Genomic DNA, 21,135 nt, shown 5'->3' with positions numbered 1-21,135 from the left:
TGGGTTTCCCTCAGACTCTCTTCGGCTCCTCGGACGTCGGCCGCGCTCAGGCGACCGACCCTCCGAAGATGTCGATGGCTCCGTCGGTCAGGGTGACGATGGCGCGCTTGGTGTCCTTGCGCTTGCCCATCCCGAAGCGCGTGCGACGCGCCTTGCCCTGACGGTTGATCGTGTTGACCGAAGAGACCTTGACGTCGAAGACCTTCTCGACGGCGATCTTGATCTCGGTCTTGTTGGCGTCGGCAGCCACCAGGAAGGTGTACTTGCCCTCGTCCATCAGCCCGTAGCTCTTCTCGGAGACGACCGGGGCCAGCAGGACGTCGCGGGGATCCTTGTTCAGCGCGCTCACTTGGCGGCCTCCTCATCGGACGAGGCGGACTCCTTGACGGCGTTCACGAACCCGGCGGCCTTGGCGGCCTCCTCCGTCGCGAACCAGACCTCGGCCTTGGTGCGGCCGTACCACGGAGAGTCCACCGTGTGGAACTTCATGGAGTCCTTCTTGCCCTTGATGCTGAAGCCCTCGGGGGCGGAGCCGTCGGCCAGGGGGGCCGCCGATCCCTCGCCGAAGGGGGCATCCTGCGCGGCAGCGGCGACCGGAGCGACCGGGGCGGACGCCTCGGTGCGGGCCTTCGCGAAGCCGGAGGTGGGCAGGGACAGGGTTGCGGCGGCCACGAAGTCCTCGAGCGCACCGGAGGTGAACACGACGTCGTCGGAGAGCATGACGTCGTAGGTGTTCAGCTGATCGGCGTACAGGACGTGCGCGGTCGGCAGGTTGCGCGAGCTCAGGGCGCCCAGGTCGTCGTCGCGACGCACGACCACCAGCAGGTGGCGACGGTCGGAGACGTTCGACAGGGTCGAGCGGACGGCCTTGGTGGACGGGGCGTCACCCTCGAGGAGGGAGGACACCACGTGCACGCGGCCGTTGCGCGCGCGGTCGGAGAGGGCACCGCGGAGGGCGGCGGCCTTCATCTTCTTGGGGGTGCGCTGCGAGTAGTCGCGCGGGACCGGTCCGTGGACCGTGCCGCCGCCGGCGAACTGCGGAGCGCGCAGCGAGCCCTGGCGCGCACGGCCGGTGCCCTTCTGCTTGTACGGCTTCTTGCCGCCACCGCGGACCTCGCCACGGGTCTTGGCCTTGTGCGTGCCCTGACGGGCGGCCGCCTGCTGGGCCACGACCACCTGGTGGATCAGGGGGACGTTCGTCTGCACGTCGAAGATCGACGTGGGGAGCTCGACGGTCCCGGCCTTCTTGCCGGCCGGGTCGAGCACGTCGACGGTCAGGTTGTCTGCCATCGGGCTCAGGCCTCCTTCGCGGGGCTCTTGACGGCCGAGCGGACCAGCACGAGGCCGCCCTTGGGGCCGGGGACGGCTCCCTTGACGAGCACGTAGCCCTTCTCGACATCGACCGCGTGAACGGTCAGGTTCTGGACAGAGGTGCGGTCGCTGCCCATGCGGCCCGCCATGCGCAGGCCCTTGAACACGCGACCCGGGGTGGAGGCGCCGCCGATGGAGCCCGGCTTGCGGTGGTTGCGGTGCGCACCGTGGGAGGCGCCGACACCGGAGAAGCCGTGACGCTTCATGACACCCGCGGTGCCCTTGCCCTTGGAGGTGCCGACGACGTCGACCTTCTGGCCGGCCTCGAAGACCGACACGTCGATCTCCTGGCCGAGGGTGAAGTCCGAGGCGTTGATGGTGCGCAGCTCCGCGAGGTGACGGCGCGGGGTGACGCCGGCCTTCTCGAAGTGGCCCTTCAGCGGCTTGGAGACCTTGCGGGGATCGATCTGCCCGTAGGCGATCTGGACCGCGTCGTAGCCGTCGGACTCGACGGACCGCACCTGGGTGACGACGTTCGGACCGGCGTGGACCACGGTCACGGGGACGAGCTTTCCGTTCTCGTCCCAGACCTGGGTCATGCCGAGCTTGGTGCCGAGCACGCCGGACACGGCGTGGGCACGCTGTCCCGTCAGTTCGTTGCTCATGTCGACCTGCCTCAGAGCTTGATCTCGATGTTGACGTCCGCCGGCAGGTCGAGACGCATGAGCGAATCCACGGCCTTCGGCGTGGGATCGACGATGTCGATCAGTCGCTTGTGCGTGCGCATCTCGAAGTGCTCACGGCTGTCCTTGTACTTGTGGGGAGAACGGATCACGCAGAACACGTTCTTCTCCGTCGGCAGCGGCACCGGGCCCACGACCGTCGCGCCCGCGTTGGTGACCGTGTCGACGATCTTGCGCGCCGAGGAGTCGATCACCTCGTGGTCGTACGACTTGAGCCGGATGCGGATCTTCTGTCCCGCCATGGCGTCCTGTCTCTCTTCTTCGTCTGTCATGGAACAGCCGCCCCGGTACCCGAGGACGGGCGTGTCGGCCTCCGCGGAGCGCGCGAGCGCGTGCGGATGCCGCCGCGTGACGGCTGCGTCTGCGCTTCTCCCTCCTCCGACGCGCGGTCGATGCGAGGCATCGTTCGCGTCCTGGGGATGGACCTCCTCCGGTGATCATTCGCCGCGGGAGGACCCACGGAGAACGGAACCGGGCATGGCGGCCCACGCAGACAACTCCCCAAGTATGCCCCGGACGCGTTCACCCCCACAAGGGAGGGGCGGGTGCGGCCAGTCACACCGGCCGCACCCGCCCCTCTCCCCCGCACCCGCGGACGAGGTCCCTACTTGTTCGTGCTGGGCCCGATCCCGCCCTGCAGCTGGCGCTGGAAGATCAGGTAGACGACGAGCACCGGCAGGATCGTGATCGTCACCGAGGCGAACATCGCCGCCCAGTCCGAGCGGTAGCCCTGCTGGGCCTGCAGGTTCGCGAGGCCCTGCGCGAGCACGAACTTCGACTCGTCGGTGTTCAGCACGACCGGGAGCAGGAACTGGTTCCACAGCCCCAGGAAGTTGAAGATCGTGACGCTGGCCATCCCCGGCCCGGCCATGGGGAGCATGACCTGGAAGAAGGTGCGGAAGTCCCCCGCGCCGTCGATCGCGGCCGCTTCGGCGATCTCCTCCGGCAGCTGCCGGAAGAACGCGTAGAGGAAGAAGACCGTGAAGGGCAGCGCGAAGCCCACGTAGCTCAGGATGAGCCCGAGGTAGGTGCCCCGCAGCCCCATCGACTCGAGGATGAAGAACAGCGGCACCACGGCCAGGAACAGAGGGAAGGTGAGCCCGGCGATCAGCGCGTAGTAGATGACCCGCCGGCCCGGGAACTCGTAGCGCGCGAGCACGTAGGCGCACATCGCGCCGAGGACCATGACGAGCACGAGCGCCGAGCCCACGACGAGCACGGTGTTGAAGAAGTACCGGCCGATCCCCGCCTGGTTCCAGGCCCGCACGAAGTTGTCGAGGTTCCAGTGCTCCGGCAGGGCGAACGGGGAGGTGAGGATCCCGCGGGTCGACTTGAAGGAGCTGAAGACCGTCCACAGCAGCGGGATGACGACGATCAGCGCCCAGAGCGCGAGGACGATCTGGGAGACCCCGCCGAAGACGCGGTCCCCGACGCTGCGGCGCGGCCGACGTCGGCGCGGGGGCGAGGAGCCCGCGGCGGCCGGTGCGGGCGCGGGCTCGGTGGCCCGCCCGGTGGTCGTGGTGCTCATGCCTCGTCCTTCCCGCGGCTGATGACGAGGACCAGCACGGCCATCGCCATCGTCAGCAGCGCCATCACGACGCCCATCGCGGAGGCGAGGCCGAACCTCGACTCGGAGAAGGCGGTCTCGTAGAGGTACCGCGAGACCACCTCGGTGCTCTTGCCCGTGCCGCCCGTCGGCGTCATGACGTTGACGAAGACGAACATGTCCAGCGCCATGATCCCCATGTAGACGGCGGCGGTGGAGACGTTGCCCCGCACCATCGGCAGGACGACCTGGACCGCGAGTCGCAACCGGCCGGCGCCGTCGATGCGCGCGGCCTCGACGACCTCCGACGGGATCGACTTGATCGCCGCGACGAAGAGCACCATGTAGAAGCCCACGAGGCTCCACACGACGGCCGCGATGATCGCCGCCATCGCGAAGCGTCGCTCACCGAGCCAGCCGATGGACACGTCCAGCCCGACCGCCTGCAGGAGTCCGTTGAGCAGGCCGCCGTTGGGCGAGTAGACGAAGGCGAACAGGATGCCGACGACGACCGCGGGGATCGCGTACGGGAAGAAGCTCACGACGCGGTAGACCGTCGCCCCGGGCACGCCGCGGATCGCCCCGCGGGAGTCGCCGCCCACCGTCACGAGCACCGCGAGGGTGAACGCGAGGGTGATGGTGATCAGCGGCAGGGTGACGAGCAGGATCAGGTTGTTGCGCAGCGCCTTGAGGAACACCGGGTCGTGGAACAGCGTCACGTAGTTCTCGAGCCCGATGAACTGCGGCGCGCGGGAGAGGCCGCGCCAGTCCGTGAGCGAGTAGTAGAACGCCTGCAGGAACGGGGAGACCACGAAGACGACGTAGATCGCGAGCGGCACCCCGAGGAAGATCAGGAAGAAGAGGACGCGGGCGGGCGTCAGCCGACGCAGCGCGCCGCGCGCCCCCCGGGGGCGGGCCGGCGCCGCCCCCGGGGTGGTGGACGTGGGGACTGCTGCCATCACTCGACGTCGAACTTCTCGATGCTGTCGTCCTCGCGCACCTTGTCGACGATCTCCTGCGTGCGCTCGAGGCACTCGTCGGCGGTGATGTCGCCGCCCAGGAACTCCGTCCACAGGGGCTTGATGTCAGGGCCCAGCCCATACCAGTCCTTGAAGTTGTAGGTGAAGACGTCCTCGCCCGCACCCTGGATGAGCTCGTTGACGGACGCGAGCGCGGTGGAGCCGAAGGCGTCCTCCGGCACCGTGTCCTTGACGATCGTGATGGAGCTCGTGAGCTTGGAGAAGTTCTGGCACTGCTCCTTGGAGAGCATGATGCGCAGGAACTCGAGGCCGCCGGCGCCGTTCTTGCCCTTGGAGGGGACCATGAACGGCTCGCCCGCGGCGCCGTGGATGGCGGCCGCCCCGAGCTTCGCGCCGTCGCTGAGCACCGGCGTGGAGAGGCCCGTCATCTTGAAGTCCTCGGGCGTGACGTCCCGCTGCTCGTTCTCGATCCAGGAGCCGGAGGGGTACATGACCGCCTTGCCGGTCACCCACTCCGCCTGGGCCTCGGTGTGCTTGATGCCGGCGCCGCCGGACATGAAGTACCCGGCCTTCACGGCCTCCTCGATCGCCTTGTGGGCGTCGACCACGGTCTGCTGGGAGAAGGCGTCGGCATCGAGCTTGTCGAGCTTCGTCGCGACCTCCTTGCCGCCCTCCTTGATCGCCATCGAGAGCGCGAGCTCCTGGTAGTAGTCCGCCGCGTTCTGACCGCCCCAGGCGAACAGCGGCAGCTTCGCGGACTTCGCCGACTCGCCGATCGCCATGACCTCGTCCCAGGAGGCGGGGGCCTTCCAGCCCTCCTTCTCGAACTGGGTGGCGGAGTACCAGAGGGCGAAGACGGTGTAGGTGTAGTTCAGCGCGAAGAGCTTGCCGGAGTAGGTGCCGGGCACGAGCACACCGGGGAGCAGGGACTCCTCGATGGTGCCCCCGTCGAGGCTCGGGGCCTTGATCAGCGCGCCGAGCTCCCCGAGGCTGCCGTCGCTGATGAGCGCCGAGGTGTTCATGCTCTGCGCGCCGGAGTTGTCGAAGAGGTCCGGCGGGTTGCCGCCGATGAACCGGGGCTGGAGATCCGGCTGGATGTTCACGGTCGAGGAGACCTTGACGTCCGCCTCCGGGTAGAGCTCCGCGTACTTCTTGCCGGCGTCCTTGCCGTACTGGTCGCCGAAGCCGCCGTTGAAGATCACGACGTCCACCGGTGCGGAGGCGTCCACGCCGAAGGGGTTCTCGTCGCTCACCTCGCCGCCGCCCTCGGCGACCGCGGCCCCGCCGCCGTCGCTCGAGGCGGCATCGTCCCCGCCGCCGCCCCCGGCGGCGCAGGCCGCGAGCCCGGCGGCACCCGCGGAGACGCCCGCGAGCGAGAGGAAGCGTCGACGGCTGGCGCCCAGCCGGTCGAGCGGGGTCTCCAGCGCGGCGGGGTCCTCCGCAGGGCGCTGATCACGTGCAGTCATGGTGGGTCCTCACTCCTCGTCGACGACGCTGTCCCCGGGACCTTACCGCGCACGGGGAGGCGCAGATCACTTCTGGCAGTTTCGACACCGTGTCGTGACATGAAAGTTTGTTCCCCCGCTCCGACGGGCCGCTCCGCGCCCGTCCCGACGGCCCTCCACAGGCCCCTTCGCAGCCCCCTCCGGCGCCGTCTCCCGGCACGGGGTCAGGGGACTCCCAGGCAGATCGGCGTCACTCCCTGGGAGCATCCGGACTCCTGTCCTAGGCTCAGCACATGACCTCACCGCAGCACTCGCCGCTCACCCAGCGGCTCTACGACCTCGAGTACCCCCGCTCCCTCGGCGTGTACAGCACCTACGCCGAGGTGCAGGCCGTCGTCGATGCGCTCGCGGACCGCCAGTTCCCCGTGCAGAACACCATGATCGTGGGCACGGACCTCAAGCTCATCGAGCGGGTCACCGGCCGCCGCACCTGGGGCAAGGTGATCGGCCAGGGCGTGCTCTCCGGCGTCTGGATGGGCCTGTTCATCGGTCTCATCCTCATGTTCCTCAACCCCGGTGGCAGCGTCGCGGCCGTCGTCTCGAGCGTGCTGCTCGGCATCATCTTCTTCACCGTCTGGGCCGTGATCGGCTACGCGATGACCGGCGGCAAGCGGGACTTCACGTCGATGACCGCGACGATCCCCATGCAGTACGAGCTCATGGTCGAGCACAGCCATGCCGAGCAGGCCCGCCGCGTGCTCGCCGAGGCCGGCGTGAACCCCGGCCCCGCGACCGGGCGCTCCTCGGTCCCCCCGGCCCAGGCTCCGGGCCTCGGCTCCCAGGGCGGCGGCGCCCCGGCCCCCGGGGCGGGCGCGAACGGCGTCGGCGACGGCGCCTCCGGTCCGGCGGTCGGCGGGACGGGTGCGCACGGCGCGTCCGGTTCCGGCGGGGCACCCATCCGACCGGACTCCCCCGCGGGCTCCTACGGGTACGGCGCTCCCGGCTCCCCCGCGGGCACGGGCGCGAGCCACCGCCCCAGCTACGGGCAGCCCGCACCCACGACGCCGGAGGCCCAGCGCGGCGCCGCCGCCCCCCGGCCCAGCTACGGCCGGCCCGCCGAGCAGGGGACGGCCCCGGCCACCGGGTCCCCGTCGGCGGCCGACGCCCCCTCCACCGCGTCGGGGCCCGACGACGCCACGCCGCCCGCGCCGACCGAGCGTGCCGACGCACCGCGCTGGGGCGAGGACGATCGTCGGGACGGCTGAACCGCCACCTCCCGACGCCGACAGGACGGGCGTCCACCTCCGGGTGGGCGCCCGTCCTGCATACGGACCGTGCACCCGCCGCCGGCTGGTCGCCGGTGCCGCACCCGCGTCGGCCGCCGGCCGCGTGCAGGTACCGGTGCCGCGGCCGGTGCCAGTGCCGGTGTCGGTGCCGGTCGACCACCGTGGACGAGCCGGGCACCGGGCCCTGTCCGGGGACCGCTGCTCCGGGGACCGCCGCTCCAGGGACCGCTGCAACCACGGCGACCACCGTCGGCCCTGCCGTCCCGCTAGCCGCCCCCGGACAGACGGAAGGACCCCTGACCGGTCTCCCGGTCAGGGGTCCTTCGAGCGCCGTTCACGGCTGCAGGGTCACCCCCGCGGTGATCACTTGGTGATCTTGGTGACGCGGCCGGAGCCCACGGTGCGGCCACCCTCACGGATGGCGAAGCCGAGGCCCTCCTCCATGGCGATGGGCTGGATGAGCTCCACCGTCATCTCGGTGTTGTCGCCGGGCATGACCATCTCGGTGCCCTCAGGCAGGGAGATGACGCCGGTGACGTCGGTGGTCCGGAAGTAGAACTGCGGACGGTAGTTCGAGTAGAACGGGTTGTGACGGCCGCCCTCGTCCTTGGACAGGATGTAGACCTGCGCCTCGAAGTTGGTGTGCGGGGTGATCGAACCCGGCTTCACGACGACCTGGCCGCGCTCGACGTCCTCGCGCTTGGTGCCGCGGAGGAGAAGACCGCAGTTCTCGCCGGCCCACGCCTCGTCCATCTGCTTGTGGAACATCTCGATGCCGGTGACCGTGGTCTTCTGCGGCTCGCGGATGCCGACGATCTCGACCTCGGAGTTGATGGCGAGCTTGCCGCGCTCCACCTTGCCGGTGACGACGGTGCCGCGACCGGTGATGGTGAAGACGTCCTCGACGGGCATGAGGAACGGCTTGTCCATGTCACGGACCGGGTCGGGGATGTTCTCGTCCACGGCCTCCATGAGCTCCTGCACGGACTTGACCCACTTCTCGTCGCCCTCGAGCGCCTTGAGAGCGGACACGCGCACGACGGGGGCGTCCTCGTCGAACTCCTGCGAACCCAGCAGCTCGCGGACCTCCATCTCGACGAGCTCGAGGATCTCCTCGTCGTCGACCATGTCGGACTTGTTCAGCGCGACCAGCAGGTAGGGGACGCCCACCTGGCGGGCGAGCAGAACGTGCTCACGGGTCTGGGCCATCGGGCCGTCGGTGGCGGCGACCACGAGGATCGCGCCGTCCATCTGAGCCGCGCCGGTGATCATGTTCTTGATGTAGTCGGCGTGGCCGGGGGCGTCGACGTGGGCGTAGTGACGCTTCTCGGTCTGGTACTCGATGTGCGAGATGTTGATCGTGATGCCGCGCTGCTTCTCCTCAGGCGCGTTATCGATCTGGTCGAAGTCCCGCTTCTCGTTGATGTCCGGGTACTGGTCGTACAGGACCTTCGAGATGGCAGCGGTCAGCGTGGTCTTGCCGTGGTCGACGTGACCGATGGTGCCGATGTTGACGTGCGGCTTGTTCCGCTCGAACTTGGCCTTCGCCATGGTGTGTCCTCCTAGGACTTCGTAATCTCTGGGTACTTCTGGTCGGGATCGGGTCCCCACCTTGCGGTGGCTCTCCGACGGAGGCGGAGGGAGCAGGCAGGAATGCTACCTGCTCCCCCGACCCTCACTCGCCCCGGGTCTTCGCGACGATCTCGTCCGAGATGTTCTTCGGGACCTCCGCGTAGCTGTCGAACTGCATCGAGTACATCGCACGACCCTGGGTCTTGGACCGCAGGTCGCCGACGTAGCCGAACATCTCCGACAGCGGGACGAGAGCGCGGACGATCTTGACCCCGCTCGCATCCTCCATCGACTGGACCTGACCTCGACGGGAGTTCAGGTCGCCGATGACATCTCCCATGTACTCCTCCGGAGTACGCACCTCGACGTCCATGAGCGGCTCGAGGATGACAGGGTTCGCCTTGCGCATGGCCTCCTTGGCGGCCATGGAACCGGCGATCTTGAAGGCCATCTCCGAGGAGTCGACGTCATGGTAGGCGCCGTCGGTGAGGGTGGCCTTCACGTTCACGACCGGGTAGCCGGCCAGGACACCGCTCTGCAGCGCGTCCTGGATGCCCGCGTCGACGCTCGGGATGTACTCGCGCGGGACGCGACCGCCGGTGACCGCGTTCTCGAACTCGTAGAACACGCCCTCCTCGGCACCCTCGAGCGGACCGAAGGTCAGCTGGACCTTCGCGAACTGGCCGGAGCCGCCGGTCTGCTTCTTGTGCGTGAAGTCGAACTTCTCGACGGCGCGCTTGATGGTCTCGCGGTACGCGACCTGCGGCTTGCCGATGTTCGCCTCGACCTTGAACTCGCGGCGCATGCGGTCCACGAGGATGTCGAGGTGCAGCTCGCCCATGCCGCGGATGACCGTCTGACCGGTCTCCTCGTCGAGCTCGACCTGGAAGGTCGGGTCCTCCTTGGCCAGCTTCTGGATGGCGACGCCGAGCTTCTCCTGGTCACCCTTGGTCTTGGGCTCGATGGCCACGGAGATCACGGGCTCGGGGAAGGTCATGGACTCCAGCGCGATCGGGGCCTGGAGGTCGCACAGCGTGTCACCGGTGTTGGTGTCCTTGAGACCGATGAACGCGTAGATGTGGCCCGCGAAGGCCTCATCGACCGGGTTCTCCTGGTTGGAGTGCATCTGGAAGAGCTTCCCGATGCGCTCCTTCTTGCCGGAGGTGGCGTTGAGGACCTGGTCGCCGGTCTTCACCTGGCCGGAGTACACGCGGACGTAGGTGAGCGCGCCGAAGAAGGGGTGCGCCGCGACCTTGAAGGCGAGCGCCGAGAAGGGCTCGTCCCAGTCGGGCTTGCGGGTGAGCTCCTTCTCCTCGTCCTTCGGGTCGTGGCCGATCATCGGCGGCACGTCGAGGGGCGAGGGGAGGAAGTCGATCACCGCGTCGAGCATGAGCTGGACGCCCTTGTTCTTGAACGCGGAGCCGGCGAACACCGGGTAGGCCTCGGAGTTCACGGTCATCTTGCGGATGCCGGTCTTGAGCTGCTCCTCGGTGAGGTCGCCCTCCTCGAGGTACGCCTCCATGAGCTCCTCGGTGGACTCGGCGACGTCCTCGACCAGCTTGGCGCGGTACTCGTCGACGGTGTCCTGGAGGTCGGCGGGGATCGCGATCTCCACCTGCAGCTGACCGAGGGTGGCGTCGCCGCCCTTCTTGCCGAACGGCGCGGCGGAGGCGTCGTCCGGGAAGACCTCGGGCCACTCGAAGGCCTTCTGCTTCACGAGGTCGACGATGCCGTTGAACTCGCTCTCGGCGCCGATCGGCACCTGCATGACGAGGGGCTTCGCGCCGAGGCGCTCGATGATGGTCTTGACGGTGAAGAAGAAGTCCGCGCCGAGCTTGTCCATCTTGTTGACGAAGCAGATGCGCGGGACGTCGTACTTGTCAGCCTGGCGCCAGACCGTCTCCGACTGGGGCTCCACGCCCTCCTTGCCGTCGAACACGGCGACGGCGCCGTCGAGCACGCGGAGCGAGCGCTCCACCTCGACGGTGAAGTCCACGTGACCCGGGGTGTCGATGATGTTGATCTGGTTGTCGTTCCAGTAGCAGGTCGTCGCGGCAGACGTGATCGTGATGCCGCGCTCCTTCTCCTGCTCCATCCAGTCCATCGTGCCCGCGCCGTCGTGGGTCTCACCGATCTTGTAGTTGACACCGGTGTAGTACAGGATGCGCTCGGTCGTGGTGGTCTTGCCGGCATCGATGTGGGCCATGATGCCGATGTTGCGGACCTTCGTGAGGTCGCTGAGCACTGCGAGTGCCACGGGCTTTGCCTTTCGTCTGGGCTGAAGCGGGAAGAGCGGCCGGGGGGTGCGGGGCGGGGGCCCGCCGGGTGGGCGGGCCCCCGACCGGACTCACCAGCGGTAGTGAGCGAAGGCGCGGTTGGACTCGGCCATCTTGTGCGTGTCCTCGCGACGCTTCACCGCGGCGCCGAGACCGTTCGAGGCGTCGAGGATCTCGTTCATCAGACGCTCGGTCATCGTGTGCTCGCGACGGGCGCGCGAGTAGCCCACGAGCCAGCGCAGCGCGAGGGTCGTGGAACGACCCGGCTTGACCTCGACCGGCACCTGGTAGGTCGCACCGCCGACGCGGCGGCTGCGGACCTCGAGGGTCGGGCGGATGTTGTCGAGAGCCTTCTTGAGGGTCGCGACGGGATCCTGACCGTTCTTCTCACGGGCGCCCTCGAGCGCGCCGTAGACGATGCGCTCGGCGACGGTCTTCTTGCCGTCGAGCAGGATCTTGTTGATGAGCTGGGTGACCATCGGGGACCCGTAGACCGGGTCGACCACGAGGTCGCGCTTCGGAGCTGCTCCCTTACGAGGCATTACTTCTTCTCCTTCTTCGCGCCGTAGCGGGAACGAGCCTGCTGACGACCCTTCACGCCCTGGGTGTCCAGAGAGCCGCGGATGATCTTGTAGCGCACGCCCGGGAGGTCCTTCACACGACCGCCGCGCACGAGCACGATGGAGTGCTCCTGGAGGTTGTGGCCCTCACCGGGGATGTACGCGGTGACCTCGACGCCCGTGGAGAGTCGGACACGCGCGATCTTGCGCAGCGCGGAGTTCGGCTTCTTCGGGGTCTGGGTGTACACGCGCGTGCACACACCGCGGCGCTGGGGCGAGCCCTTGAGCGCCGGCGTGTTGGACGCAGAGGGCTTGTCCTGCCGCCCCTTGCGCACCAGCTGCTGGATAGTAGGCACAGCTTCTCTTCCTGTTCGGCCCCGATCAGTATTGCTGAACGAGGATCAACTGCTTCGGTCGTCGAGACGACCGGCGACCCGCGGATCCGCTCCCATGCCCGGGATGACGGATGGCGACCCGCCCGTGCGGTGATGGCACCGCTCGGGCGTCCGGAGGACCGTGATCGGTGCCCGCGGGGAGGGGCCGGGCATGGCCTTCTCCCCGTCTTTCGGGCACGCCGCGAGGATCCGCTCCTCGCGGGGGACACCCTCCGTCCCCTCCGCCGCACGGGCGTCAGGTCCGGATCTCGTCCCGGGTCACGACCGGAGGGCACTCCGGACGCACGCGACAGTCTAGTGAGACCGCGTGTGAACGGTCAAAGGATCCGGCTCCATCCGACGCAGATCACACGGGATGCCCGGTGCGCCCGGTCGCGGCGACTCCGCCCCTCCCCCGGGGACGGCGAGAGCGCGCCGCGGGTTCCCGCGGCGCGCTCACGCACCGGATGTCGCCAGGGTCCTCCGGGACCCGTCGAGGGACCTCGTCAGCGGATGCCGAGCTTCGAGGTGCAGGACGGCCACGCGCCCCAGCCCTGGCCGGCCTGGACCTTCTTGCCGATCGCGATCTGCTGCTCACGGGTGGCGAGGTGCGCGTTCGAGGCGTACTGGCCGCCCCCGTAGGCGAGCCAGGTCGACTTGGTGAACTGCAGGCCGCCGTAGAAGCCGTTGCCCGTGTTGATCGACCAGTTGCCGCCGGACTCGCACTTGGCGAGCTTGTCCCACACGGAGCCGCCGGAGACCGAGGGGGCGGAGGAGCTCGACGAGGAGGAGCTCTCCTCCTTCTCGGAGGAGGAGTCGTCGCTCTTCGAGGAGGAGCTCTTCTTCTCGTCGGAGGAGCTCTCCTTCTCGGAGGACGAGGAGCGCTCGGAGCTGCGCGAGGACTCGGTGGTGCTGCGGGAGGTCGAGGCGGAGCTGCTCGAGGCGGCGCTCTCCTCGGTCTTCTCCTCGACGGGGGCCTTCTTGGTGCCCTCGACGACGACCTTCGCGACGGGCTCGGCGGTGACCTTCTCGGAGACCTTCTCGGACTCGGTGGTCTTCCCGTCGACGACGGTGTCCTTGTAGACGATCTCCTTGGAGCCCTTCTTGCCCTCGGTGGTCGTCCTCGTCGTGCCCTCGAGGAGGGTGTCGTCCTTCTTCGTGGTGGTCTCGAAGGGGATCTCCTCGGTCTCCGTGCGCTCCTTCTCGCGGGTGCGGTGCACCTCGATCGTGGCGCCGTCCTCGAGGAGCGCATCGCGCTCCACGGAGGCCGTGTCGGAGTCCTCGATGTTCGTGAGGAGCGAGGTCATCGCCTCGTCCACCGTCTTGGCGGTGGTCTCGAAGGTCGCGGAGCCGTACTGCCCGGTGAAGGTGACGGTCTTGAGCGTGGAGACGTCGACGGCGGTGGCCTCGGTCGCGGAGAGCTCGGTCTCCGGCGCGGGGGTGACCTTCGCGCCGTCGGCCTTGTAGTCGAGCTCGTCGAGCGCGTCCTGCACGGTGGTGCCGGCGGTGAGGACGTCCTTCTCGGCGCCGTCGATCGTCACGGTCGCGAGGTGGCGCTGGACGACCTGGATGTCCATGCCGTCGGTGACCGTCTCGTCGAGACCGGGGGTCACGAGATCGTTCTCCTGGACGGTGATGCCCTGGCTCTCGAGGAGCTCGGCCACGGTGAGGCTCGAGAACGTGCGGACGCTGCTCGCCTTGCCGTAGACGGTCACGTCGGCCTCGCTCGAGACGGCGTAGGCGGTGCCGCCGCCGCCCACGGCGAGCACGGCCACGGTCGCCGCGCCGATGATCCACGGGGTCTTCTTCACTGCATCCACCTGTTCCGCCGCCGGCGGTCGGCCGGCGGTGCTCGTTCCCGGAGCCGCACGCTCCGGGGGCGGAGGTGCGGGGCGGGCGCGAGCGCGTCCTCGGGTCACGAGGTGCTGCGGGGGAAGTTCGCGCGGTGTTCTCCGCCGTGGTCGATCCTCCCGGGCGCGCGCGGCGCGGCGGAAGGGCCGCCAGCGGACTTTGGGGAGACGCCCAGGGAGTCTTTACGAAGCGTTGAGGTTCGGCGCGGTCTCCGTCACCTCGGACGACCCTCCGCGTGCTCCCTGCCACGCACGACGGGAGACGGAGAGCACGCTCCAGGTCGCGGCCGCCGCACCGAGGACGACGCTCCCCCAGAGCGGGCTGGACGCGGGGAAGACGCTGCCGAGCAGGACGGAGCCGACGACGGCCGGCAGCAGCGCCCCGCCGAGCACCGCGGTCGCCGCGAGGGTCGAGGCGCCGCGCGTGGGACGCATCGCGACGGCCGTGAGGGCGCCCGTGCAGAGCACGAGCCAGGCGAGGAGCGCGGGCAGCAGCGCGGGGCGCAGCAGGGCCGCCTCGGCACGCCACCACGGCGCGCCCGCGAGCAGCGGATCGACGGCGAGGAGCAGGACGGCCGTCGCCGCGAGGGTGACGACGGGGAGCAGGCAGCGGCGTGACCTCTCCCCCGACATCACGTGCTCCTCCCCGCCGTCACCGGCACCCGTGCCCTGACCGGTCCACCGTACGGAGATCCGCCGCGGGGTGTCCTCCCCCGTACGGAGGAGGTCCCCGGGCGGATCGTCGAGCCTGCGCGCTGCGACGAGGATCAGGCGGGGGTGAAGTACTTGTGCTTCACGGCCTGGATGATCAGCTGCGCGTGGTTCGCCGCGCCCAGCTTCTCGCGCAGGCTGCGGGCGTGGCTCTTCACGGTGCTCACCTCGACGCACAGCTGCTGCGCGATCTGCTCGTACTCGAGTCCCTGGCACAGCAGGCGCAGGGTCTCCCGCTCGCGCTCGGTGAGGCGCGGGGCCGTCGCCGGCGCCTCCGGCAGCACGTCCCCGCTGATGACGATGTCCTCCGCGAGGGTGCCCAGGCGCAGCGGGGCCTCCCCCGCCGCGGCCCGGCGCACCGTGTCCACGAGCACCTCCTCCGCGGCCGTCTTGGCGACCGCGGCGATGGCCCCCGCCTCGAGGGCACGCGCGATCCCCGGGCCCGGGGAGACGGTCGTGAGCAGCACGATCCGGGCCGCGGGGTCCAGGCGGAGGATCTCGGCGGTCGCGTCGATGCCGTTCATCCCGGGCGCCATGTTCACGTCCATGAGCACGACGTCCGGGCGCAGCGCGCGGTACGCGGCGATCGCGTCCTCCCCGCTGTGCTCGGGCTCGAGCACCGTCAGCCCCGGGTCGTCGCCGAGCACGGCGGCGACGGCGCGCGTGGTCCAGCGGTCGTCGTCGACGATGAGCACCCGGACGACGGGCGCGTCGGCGCTCATGTGCAGTCCCTCTGGAAGCGCTCGTGGTCGGTGAAGCGCCAGTAGAGGCATCCCCACCGGATCTCCCCCGGCAGCCGCAGCAGCACGACGGCCCCCTCCGCGGGGACACCGCCCTCGGGGACGCCGACGGTCGCCGGCGCGCCGGCCCCCTCCGCCCGCTGCGCTCCGGGCGAGCACGGAACCAGCGCGTCCGCATGCTGCGCGGTCGTCAGTAACGACCCGGCGGCGAGGAGGAGGGCGACGAGGAGGCGCATGGCCTCATTCCACCCCGGCACGGCGATCCTCGGCCTCCCCCGCGCGGAGGAGATGCTCCCGGCGGCGGGGACGACCCGGTCCCCGGCCCTCCGCCGCACGTCCCTCGGGCGACGTGTCCGGGCCGAGGGCACCGACCGCCACGGGCCCGTCGAGGACCTCCTCGCCCTCCGCCCCCGGGGGATCCGTCTCGGGGAGCGCGGGCACCGGGAGCAGCACCCGCACCTCGAGGGTGCTCCCCGGGCCGTGCCCCACCGAGCAGTCCCCGCCGAGCGCCCGGGCGCGGCGCGTGAGGGTGCGCGGGGAGACCGGATCCGTCCCCTCCACGACGTTCCGGGAGACGAGCAGGAGCGCCTGCACACCGGGACCCTCCGCGAGGCCTGCCCGCACCGAGGCGCCGTCCGGCGAGCACGCGTGCTTGAGGACGTTCGTGGCGAGCTCGAAGAGCATCAGCTGCACCTCCGCGGCGAATCGCGCCTCGACCCGTCCGGGCAGGTCGCCGCGCGCGGTGAGGAGGTCGAAGCCTCCCGCGCGGGCCCCCGAGCGGATCGCCTCGAGGGAGGCCGGGATCTCCCGCCTCAGGTCGACGACGTCGTCGGAGTCCCGGGGCGAGTGCAGACGCGCGAGGAGCTGCCGCAGCTGACGCTGCGCGCGGGCGTTGACGAGGGCGAGCTCCGAGAGCACCCGCTCGTCGAGCCCCTCCTCCCGCGACCGCCCCATCATCCGGATGATCGCGGCCTCGGTCGCGAGCGCGTGGGAGACCGTGTCGTGGGTGTCGGTGGCGAGCTCGACCCGCAGTCGCTGCAGCTCCTGCTCGGCCAGCCGGGCCGCCCGCTCGCGGCGACGGATCTCCGCGTCGATCCGTGCCTGGAGCACGGCCGCGCTGAGTCCCAGGATCATCGTCAGCAGCCACAGGATCGGCTCAGTCCGGTCGATGCCGAAAGTCCTGTCCGGGCTCACGATGCCGCCCAGGAGCATGAGCGCCACGTACACGCCCGTCGCGGCGAGCAGCAGGCGCCAGCGACGGCCGGCGGCCGAGACGGCGACCACCGTCGCGCAGGTCGCGAGGAACGGGGTCGGGTCCGCGGGGGCCAGCACGGCGTGCACGGCCTCGCCCGGCAGGATCAGCACCAGCGCGAACGTGGGCCGCACCGTGGCGACGAGCAGGAGCGCCGCTGCCGCGGCCTCGGTGAGGTAGTCGGCGCGCAGCAGATCGGTCCCCGGGGAGGGCAGCACCATGGCCACCGCGAAGAGCCCGGCGAACAGACGCAGCGGCGGATCGATCACGCGCGGCCCCAGCAGGCGCTCGCGCAGCCGGGGCGGGAGCGCGAGCCGGCGGCGGGTGGCCCCGCGGGGCTCGCCCGGGCGCGTGCGCCGCTCCCCCGCCGCGCTCGCCGCCTGTCCGTCCTGTCCCATCGGGTCAGTATCCCAGCTCGCCCGCCCCGTCCGGCCCATCGCGCACCGGGGCACGGGCGCCCGGCGTCGAGGCCCGCGCGGGAGCGTCCGGCCGTCGCGGGCGGTGGTCACCGGCCCCGGGAACGCCGACGGGGCGGCCCCACCCGGAGGTGGGACCGCCCCGTCAGGAGCGTGCGGGCCGCAGGGCCCTCAGCAGGCTCGACTCAGCGGAAGTCCGTGCGGAACGGATCCGCGTAGTCGATGTCGTCCAGGTTCACGGAGCCGGTCGAGCCGAAGCCCGAGAAGTCCAGCTCGTCGTAGCCCGGCACCTGGTACATCTGCGCCTTCGCCTCGTCGGTCGGCTCGACCGCGATGTTGCGGAAGCGGGACAGACCCGTGCCGGCCGGGATGAGCTTGCCGAGGATGACGTTCTCCTTGAGCCCCACCAGCGAGTCGCTGCGGCGGTTCAGGGCGGCCTCGGTGAGCACGCGGGTGGTCTCCTGGAAGGAGGCCGCCGACAGCCACGAGTCCGTCGCGAGCGACGCCTTCGTGATGCCCATGAGCTCCGGGCGACCGGAGGCGGGCTGACCGCCCTCGGAGAGCACCCGACGGTTCTCCCGCTCGAAGATCACACGCTCGGCGAAGTCGCCGGGCAGCAGATCCGCGTCGCCGGACTCGATGACCGTGACGCGACGCAGCATCTGGCGCACGATGACCTCGATGTGCTTGGCGTGGATGTCCACACCCTGCGACACGTAGACCTTCTGGACCTCGTCCACCAGGTGCTTCTGCACGGCCCGCGGGCCGAGGATGCGCAGCACCTGCTTGGGGTCGACTGAGCCCTGCGAGAGCTGCTGGCCCACCGTGAGGTGATCGCCGTCCGCCACCAGCAGGGTGACGCGCTTGGAGACCGTGTAGGTGATCGGGTCGGTGCCGTCGTCCGGCGTGACCGTCAGCTTGCGCTGCTTGTCGCTCTCCTCGATCTCCAGGCGACCTGCGGCCTCGGTGATCGGCGCGAAGCCGGCCGGGGTGCGGGCCTCGAAGAGCTCCTGCACACGCGGCAGACCGTGCGTGATGTCGCCGTCCGCGCTCGCCACACCACCGGTGTGGAAGGTACGCATGGTCAGCTGCGTGCCGGGCTCGCCGATCGACTGCGCCGCGATGATGCCGACGGCCTCGCCGATGTCCACGAGCTGACCGGTGGCCAGCGAGCGGCCGTAGCATTTCGCGCAGGTGCCCACCGCGGAGTCGCAGGTCAGCACCGAGCGGATCTTCACGTCGCGGACGTTCGCCGCGACCAGCTGCTCGATCTGCACGTCGCCGATCTCCGCACCCGCGGGCAGCACCTCCTGGCCGTCCGCACCGAGGGCGGCGGCCGCGAGGATGCGTCCGTGGATGGTCGTCTCGAGGTTCTCCGCCGGGACGATCGCGCCGGCCTCCTCGACGGTCACCGCGAGGGTGAGGCCCTTCGAGGTGCCGCAGTCGGCCTCGCGGACGATGACGTCCTGCGAGACGTCGACGAGACGACGCGTGAGGTAGCCGGACTGGGCGGTCTTCAGCGCGGTGTCCGCGAGGCCCTTGCGGGAGCCGTGCGACGCGATGAAGTACTCCAGGACCGAGAGACCCTCCTTGTAGTTGGAGAGGATCGGGCGCGGGATGATCTCGCCCTTCGGGTTGTTCACCAGGCCGCGCATACCGGCGATCTGACGGATCTGCATCCAGTTGCCTCGGGCGCCCGAGTCCACCATCCGGAAGATGGTGTTGGAGCGCTCGAAGTTCTCACGCATGGCGTTGTCGACCTCGTTGGTCGCCTCGGTCCAGATGTCGATGAGCTCGATGTTGCGCTCGGCCTCGGAGACCAGACCCAGGTCGCGGTTCTCCTGGACCTGAGCGGCCTTCGCCTCGAACTTCGAGATGATCTCGCCCTTGTTCGGGGGCGCGACGACGTCGGACAGCGCGAAGGACACTCCCGAGCGGGTCGACCACGAGAAGCCGTAGGACTTCAGCGCGTCCAGGGACGCGGCGACCTGGCCCTTGTCGTAGCGCTCGGCGAGCGTGTTGACGATCGAGCCGAGGCGCTTCTTGCCGACCTGGCCCTGCACGAACGGGAAGTCCACCGGCAGCGTCTCGTTGAAGTAGACGGTGCCCAGGGTCGTCTCGAGGATGATCGGGTCACCCTCGGTCCAGCCCTCCGGAGCCTCCCAGTCGCTCGGCGGGACGATGTCCTCGAAGCGGATCTTCACGGGCGCGTTGAGGTGCAGCTCGCGGGCATCGTTCGCCATGATCGCCTCGGCGACCGAGGAGAACTGGCGCCCGGCGCCCACGGCGTCCTCGCGGACGGTCGTGAGGTGGTACAGACCGATGATCATGTCCTGTGCGGGCATGGTGACCGGGCGACCGTCGGACGGCTTGAGGATGTTGTTCGAGGACAGCATCAGGATGCGGGCCTCGGCCTGCGCCTCCGCGGAGAGCGGGAGGTGCACGGCCATCTGGTCGCCGTCGAAGTCCGCGTTGAAGGCGGCGCACACGAGCGGGTGCAGGTGGATGGCCTTGCCCTCGACGAGCTGCGGCTCGAAGGCCTGGATGCCCAGGCGGTGCAGGGTCGGCGCACGGTTCAGCAGCACCGGGTGCTCGGTGATGACCTCCTCGAGCACGTCCCAGACCTCGGGGCGGGCGCGCTCGACCATCCGCTTCGCGGCCTTGACGTTCTGCGCATGGCTGAGCTCGACGAGGCGCTTCATGACGAAGGGCTTGAAGAGCTCGAGGGCCATGGTCTTGGGCAGACCGCACTGGTGCAGGTTCAGCTGCGGGCCGTTCACGATGACGGAGCGGGCGGAGTAGTCCACGCGCTTGCCGAGCAGATTCTGGCGGAAGCGCCCCTGCTTGCCCTTGAGCATGTCGGAGAGCGACTTCAGCGGGCGGTTGCCCGGCCCGGTGACCGGGCGACCACGGCGGCCGTTGTCGAACAGCGAGTCGACCGACTCCTGCAGCATGCGCTTCTCGTTGTTCACGATGATCTCGGGGGCGCCGAGGTCGAGCAGCCGCTTGAGGCGGTTGTTGCGGTTGATGACACGGCGGTACAGGTCGTTGAGGTCGGAGGTCGCGAAGCGGCCGCCGTCCAGCTGCACCATCGGACGCAGGTCCGGAGGGATGACCGGGACCGCGTCGAGCACCATGCCGACGGGCGAGTTGGTGGTCGAGCGGAACGCGGAGACGACCTTGAGGCGCTTGAGGGCGCGGGCCTTCTTCTGGCCCTTGCCGGTCGCGATGATCTCGCGGAGCAGCTCGGCCTCGGCGTCCAGGTCGAAGTCCTGGAGGCGCTTCTGGATCGCCTCGGCGCCCATGCCGCCCTCGAAGTAGGTGCCGAAGCGCAGCTTCATCGCGCGGTAGAGCTGCTCGTCGCCCTCGAGGTCGGCGACCTTGAGGCCCTTGAAACGCTCCCACACGCGGGTGATGCGGTCGATCTCGGCGTCGTACTTCTTGCGGATCTGGGCCTGCTCGCGCTCGGAGGAGTCGCGGACCTTGCGCTTCGCGTCGGCCTTGGCACCCTCCTCCTCGAGCTGGGCGAGGTCCTTCTCCGCGGAGACGGCGCGGTCGTTCAGGGCCGCGTCGCGCTCCTTCTCCAGCTCCTTGACCTCGAGGTCGTGGCGGGCCTGGAGATCGGGCATGTCCTCGTGGCGAGCCTGCTCGTCCACGGAGGTCACCATGTAGGCGGCGAAGTAGATGATCTTCTCGAGATCCTTCGGCGCGAGGTCCAGCAGGTAGCCGAGACGGCTCGGCACGCCCTTGAAGTACCAGATGTGGGTGACGGGGGCGGCGAGCTCCACGTGGCCCATGCGCTCACGGCGCACGGAGGACTTGGTGACCTCCACGCCGCAGCGCTCGCAGACGATGCCCTTGAAGCGCACGCGCTTGTACTTGCCGCAGTAGCACTCCCAGTCCCGGGTGGGGCCGAAGATGCGCTCGCAGAAGAGGCCGTCCATCTCGGGCTTCAGGGTGCGGTAGTTGATGGTCTCCGGCTTCTTGACCTCGCCGTGCGACCAGGCGCGGATGTCATCGGCGGTCGCGAGGCCGATGCGCAGCTCGTCGAAGGTGTTGACGTCGAGCACAGG

General features: G+C 69.8%; 18 protein-coding genes. 1 reads left to right on the top strand and 17 read right to left on the bottom strand.

Annotation, left to right across the window (positions count from 1 at the left end):
* Positions 1 to 46 precede the first annotated feature (46 nt).
* The 7 genes from rplW to ngcE all read right to left on the bottom strand — a co-directional run bounded on the left by rplW (position 47) and on the right by ngcE (position 6,046).
* Positions 47 to 349, bottom strand: coding sequence for a 50S ribosomal protein L23 (gene rplW, locus C1N80_RS07050; RefSeq protein WP_103384748.1), 303 nt, complete (start codon positions 347 to 349; stop codon positions 47 to 49).
* Positions 346 to 1,290 carry a 50S ribosomal protein L4 gene (gene rplD, locus C1N80_RS07045; RefSeq protein WP_137770126.1) on the bottom strand — a complete coding sequence of 315 codons (945 nt, stop codon included), beginning with the start codon at positions 1,288 to 1,290 and terminating at the stop codon, positions 346 to 348. Before rplD ends, rplW begins: the two co-directional genes overlap by 4 nt.
* A 5-nt stretch (positions 1,291 to 1,295) precedes the next feature.
* Positions 1,296 to 1,976, bottom strand: coding sequence for a 50S ribosomal protein L3 (rplC, locus tag C1N80_RS07040; RefSeq protein ID WP_137770125.1), 681 nt, complete (start codon positions 1,974 to 1,976; stop codon positions 1,296 to 1,298).
* A gap of 11 nt (positions 1,977 to 1,987) precedes the next feature.
* Complete coding sequence (rpsJ, locus tag C1N80_RS07035) at positions 1,988 to 2,296, bottom strand: 30S ribosomal protein S10 (protein ID WP_137770124.1); 309 nt, start codon at positions 2,294 to 2,296, stop codon at positions 1,988 to 1,990.
* A gap of 362 nt (positions 2,297 to 2,658) precedes the next feature.
* Entirely contained in the window at positions 2,659 to 3,582 is a 924-nt protein-coding gene (locus C1N80_RS07030) for a carbohydrate ABC transporter permease (protein WP_137770123.1), read from the bottom strand.
* Positions 3,579 to 4,559 (bottom strand): carbohydrate ABC transporter permease, encoded by a 981-nt coding sequence (locus tag C1N80_RS07025; protein ID WP_168198051.1) that lies wholly within the window; start codon positions 4,557 to 4,559, stop codon positions 3,579 to 3,581. The genes C1N80_RS07030 and C1N80_RS07025 overlap by 4 nt, the downstream gene beginning before the upstream one ends.
* The gene (gene ngcE / locus C1N80_RS07020; RefSeq protein WP_137770121.1) at positions 4,559 to 6,046 is read right to left on the bottom strand and encodes an N-acetylglucosamine/diacetylchitobiose ABC transporter substrate-binding protein; all 1,488 of its coding nucleotides are present in this window, start codon (positions 6,044 to 6,046) and stop codon (positions 4,559 to 4,561) included. The genes C1N80_RS07025 and ngcE overlap by 1 nt, the downstream gene beginning before the upstream one ends.
* 272 nt (positions 6,047 to 6,318) lie before the next feature.
* Between ngcE and C1N80_RS07015 the strand changes: the two genes are divergently transcribed.
* Entirely contained in the window at positions 6,319 to 7,290 is a 972-nt protein-coding gene (locus tag C1N80_RS07015; protein WP_205750686.1) for a general stress protein, read from the top strand.
* A gap of 384 nt (positions 7,291 to 7,674) precedes the next feature.
* Here C1N80_RS07015 and tuf read toward each other — a convergent pair whose 3' ends face one another.
* The 10 genes from tuf to C1N80_RS06975 all read right to left on the bottom strand — a co-directional run bounded on the left by tuf (position 7,675) and on the right by C1N80_RS06975 (position 21,132).
* Positions 7,675 to 8,862 (bottom strand): elongation factor Tu, encoded by a 1,188-nt coding sequence (tuf, locus tag C1N80_RS07010; protein ID WP_137770120.1) that lies wholly within the window; start codon positions 8,860 to 8,862, stop codon positions 7,675 to 7,677.
* Positions 8,863 to 8,986: 124 nt separating this feature from the next.
* Positions 8,987 to 11,140 carry an elongation factor G gene (gene fusA / locus C1N80_RS07005; protein WP_137770119.1) on the bottom strand — a complete coding sequence of 718 codons (2,154 nt, stop codon included), beginning with the start codon at positions 11,138 to 11,140 and terminating at the stop codon, positions 8,987 to 8,989.
* A gap of 90 nt (positions 11,141 to 11,230) precedes the next feature.
* Positions 11,231 to 11,701: a 30S ribosomal protein S7 gene (gene rpsG / locus C1N80_RS07000; RefSeq protein ID WP_137770118.1), complete on the bottom strand. Its 471-nt coding sequence runs from the start codon at positions 11,699 to 11,701 to the stop codon at positions 11,231 to 11,233.
* Positions 11,701 to 12,075 carry a 30S ribosomal protein S12 gene (gene rpsL / locus C1N80_RS06995; RefSeq protein ID WP_103384966.1) on the bottom strand — a complete coding sequence of 125 codons (375 nt, stop codon included), beginning with the start codon at positions 12,073 to 12,075 and terminating at the stop codon, positions 11,701 to 11,703. Before rpsL ends, rpsG begins: the two co-directional genes overlap by 1 nt.
* 524 nt (positions 12,076 to 12,599) lie before the next feature.
* Positions 12,600 to 13,904 (bottom strand): resuscitation-promoting factor, encoded by a 1,305-nt coding sequence (locus C1N80_RS15940; RefSeq protein ID WP_137770117.1) that lies wholly within the window; start codon positions 13,902 to 13,904, stop codon positions 12,600 to 12,602.
* A gap of 222 nt (positions 13,905 to 14,126) precedes the next feature.
* A complete protein-coding gene (locus C1N80_RS15500) occupies positions 14,127 to 14,576 on the bottom strand; it encodes a hypothetical protein (protein ID WP_168197976.1) in 450 nt (149 codons plus the stop codon).
* Positions 14,577 to 14,710: 134 nt separating this feature from the next.
* Positions 14,711 to 15,376, bottom strand: a complete 666-nt coding sequence (locus C1N80_RS06985; RefSeq protein ID WP_240811262.1) for a response regulator transcription factor — start codon at positions 15,374 to 15,376, stop codon at positions 14,711 to 14,713.
* Positions 15,373 to 15,630 (bottom strand): hypothetical protein, encoded by a 258-nt coding sequence (locus C1N80_RS15495; RefSeq protein WP_168197975.1) that lies wholly within the window; start codon positions 15,628 to 15,630, stop codon positions 15,373 to 15,375. The genes C1N80_RS06985 and C1N80_RS15495 overlap by 4 nt, the downstream gene beginning before the upstream one ends.
* Before the next feature lie 4 nt (positions 15,631 to 15,634).
* Complete coding sequence (locus C1N80_RS06980; protein ID WP_137770116.1) at positions 15,635 to 17,044, bottom strand: hypothetical protein; 1,410 nt, start codon at positions 17,042 to 17,044, stop codon at positions 15,635 to 15,637.
* 203 nt (positions 17,045 to 17,247) lie between these two features.
* A complete protein-coding gene (locus tag C1N80_RS06975; protein ID WP_137770115.1) occupies positions 17,248 to 21,132 on the bottom strand; it encodes a DNA-directed RNA polymerase subunit beta' in 3,885 nt (1,294 codons plus the stop codon).
* Positions 21,133 to 21,135: the final 3 nt, after the last annotated feature.

Origin of the sequence: Brachybacterium sp. SGAir0954 (assembly GCF_005490785.1) — a bacterium.
Classification (GTDB): Bacteria; Actinomycetota; Actinomycetes; order Actinomycetales; family Dermabacteraceae; genus Brachybacterium; species Brachybacterium rhamnosum.
Note: the sequence above shows the minus strand (reverse complement) of the source record. Positions and strands in the feature narration are given on the sequence as shown.

What these genes read in the sequence shown, in the direction of transcription:
- C1N80_RS15495 (WP_168197975.1), bottom strand. Translation starts at nt 15,630, where the DNA reads ATGCGCCTCCTCGTCGCCCTCCTCCTCGCCGCCGGGTCGTTACTGACG.
- tuf (WP_137770120.1), bottom strand. Translation starts at nt 8,862, where the DNA reads ATGGCGAAGGCCAAGTTCGAGCGGAACAAGCCGCACGTCAACATCGGC.
- C1N80_RS06985 (WP_240811262.1), bottom strand. Translation starts at nt 15,376, where the DNA reads ATGAGCGCCGACGCGCCCGTCGTCCGGGTGCTCATCGTCGACGACGAC.
- C1N80_RS07030 (WP_137770123.1), bottom strand. Translation starts at nt 3,582, where the DNA reads ATGAGCACCACGACCACCGGGCGGGCCACCGAGCCCGCGCCCGCACCG.
- C1N80_RS07025 (WP_168198051.1), bottom strand. Translation starts at nt 4,559, where the DNA reads ATGGCAGCAGTCCCCACGTCCACCACCCCGGGGGCGGCGCCGGCCCGC.
- rpsG (WP_137770118.1), bottom strand. Translation starts at nt 11,701, where the DNA reads ATGCCTCGTAAGGGAGCAGCTCCGAAGCGCGACCTCGTGGTCGACCCG.
- rplC (WP_137770125.1), bottom strand. Translation starts at nt 1,976, where the DNA reads ATGAGCAACGAACTGACGGGACAGCGTGCCCACGCCGTGTCCGGCGTG.
- C1N80_RS06980 (WP_137770116.1), bottom strand. Translation starts at nt 17,044, where the DNA reads ATGGGACAGGACGGACAGGCGGCGAGCGCGGCGGGGGAGCGGCGCACG.
- rpsJ (WP_137770124.1), bottom strand. Translation starts at nt 2,296, where the DNA reads ATGGCGGGACAGAAGATCCGCATCCGGCTCAAGTCGTACGACCACGAG.
- rplD (WP_137770126.1), bottom strand. Translation starts at nt 1,290, where the DNA reads ATGGCAGACAACCTGACCGTCGACGTGCTCGACCCGGCCGGCAAGAAG.
- C1N80_RS15500 (WP_168197976.1), bottom strand. Translation starts at nt 14,576, where the DNA reads ATGTCGGGGGAGAGGTCACGCCGCTGCCTGCTCCCCGTCGTCACCCTC.
- ngcE (WP_137770121.1), bottom strand. Translation starts at nt 6,046, where the DNA reads ATGACTGCACGTGATCAGCGCCCTGCGGAGGACCCCGCCGCGCTGGAG.
- C1N80_RS07015 (WP_205750686.1), top strand. Translation starts at nt 6,319, where the DNA reads ATGACCTCACCGCAGCACTCGCCGCTCACCCAGCGGCTCTACGACCTC.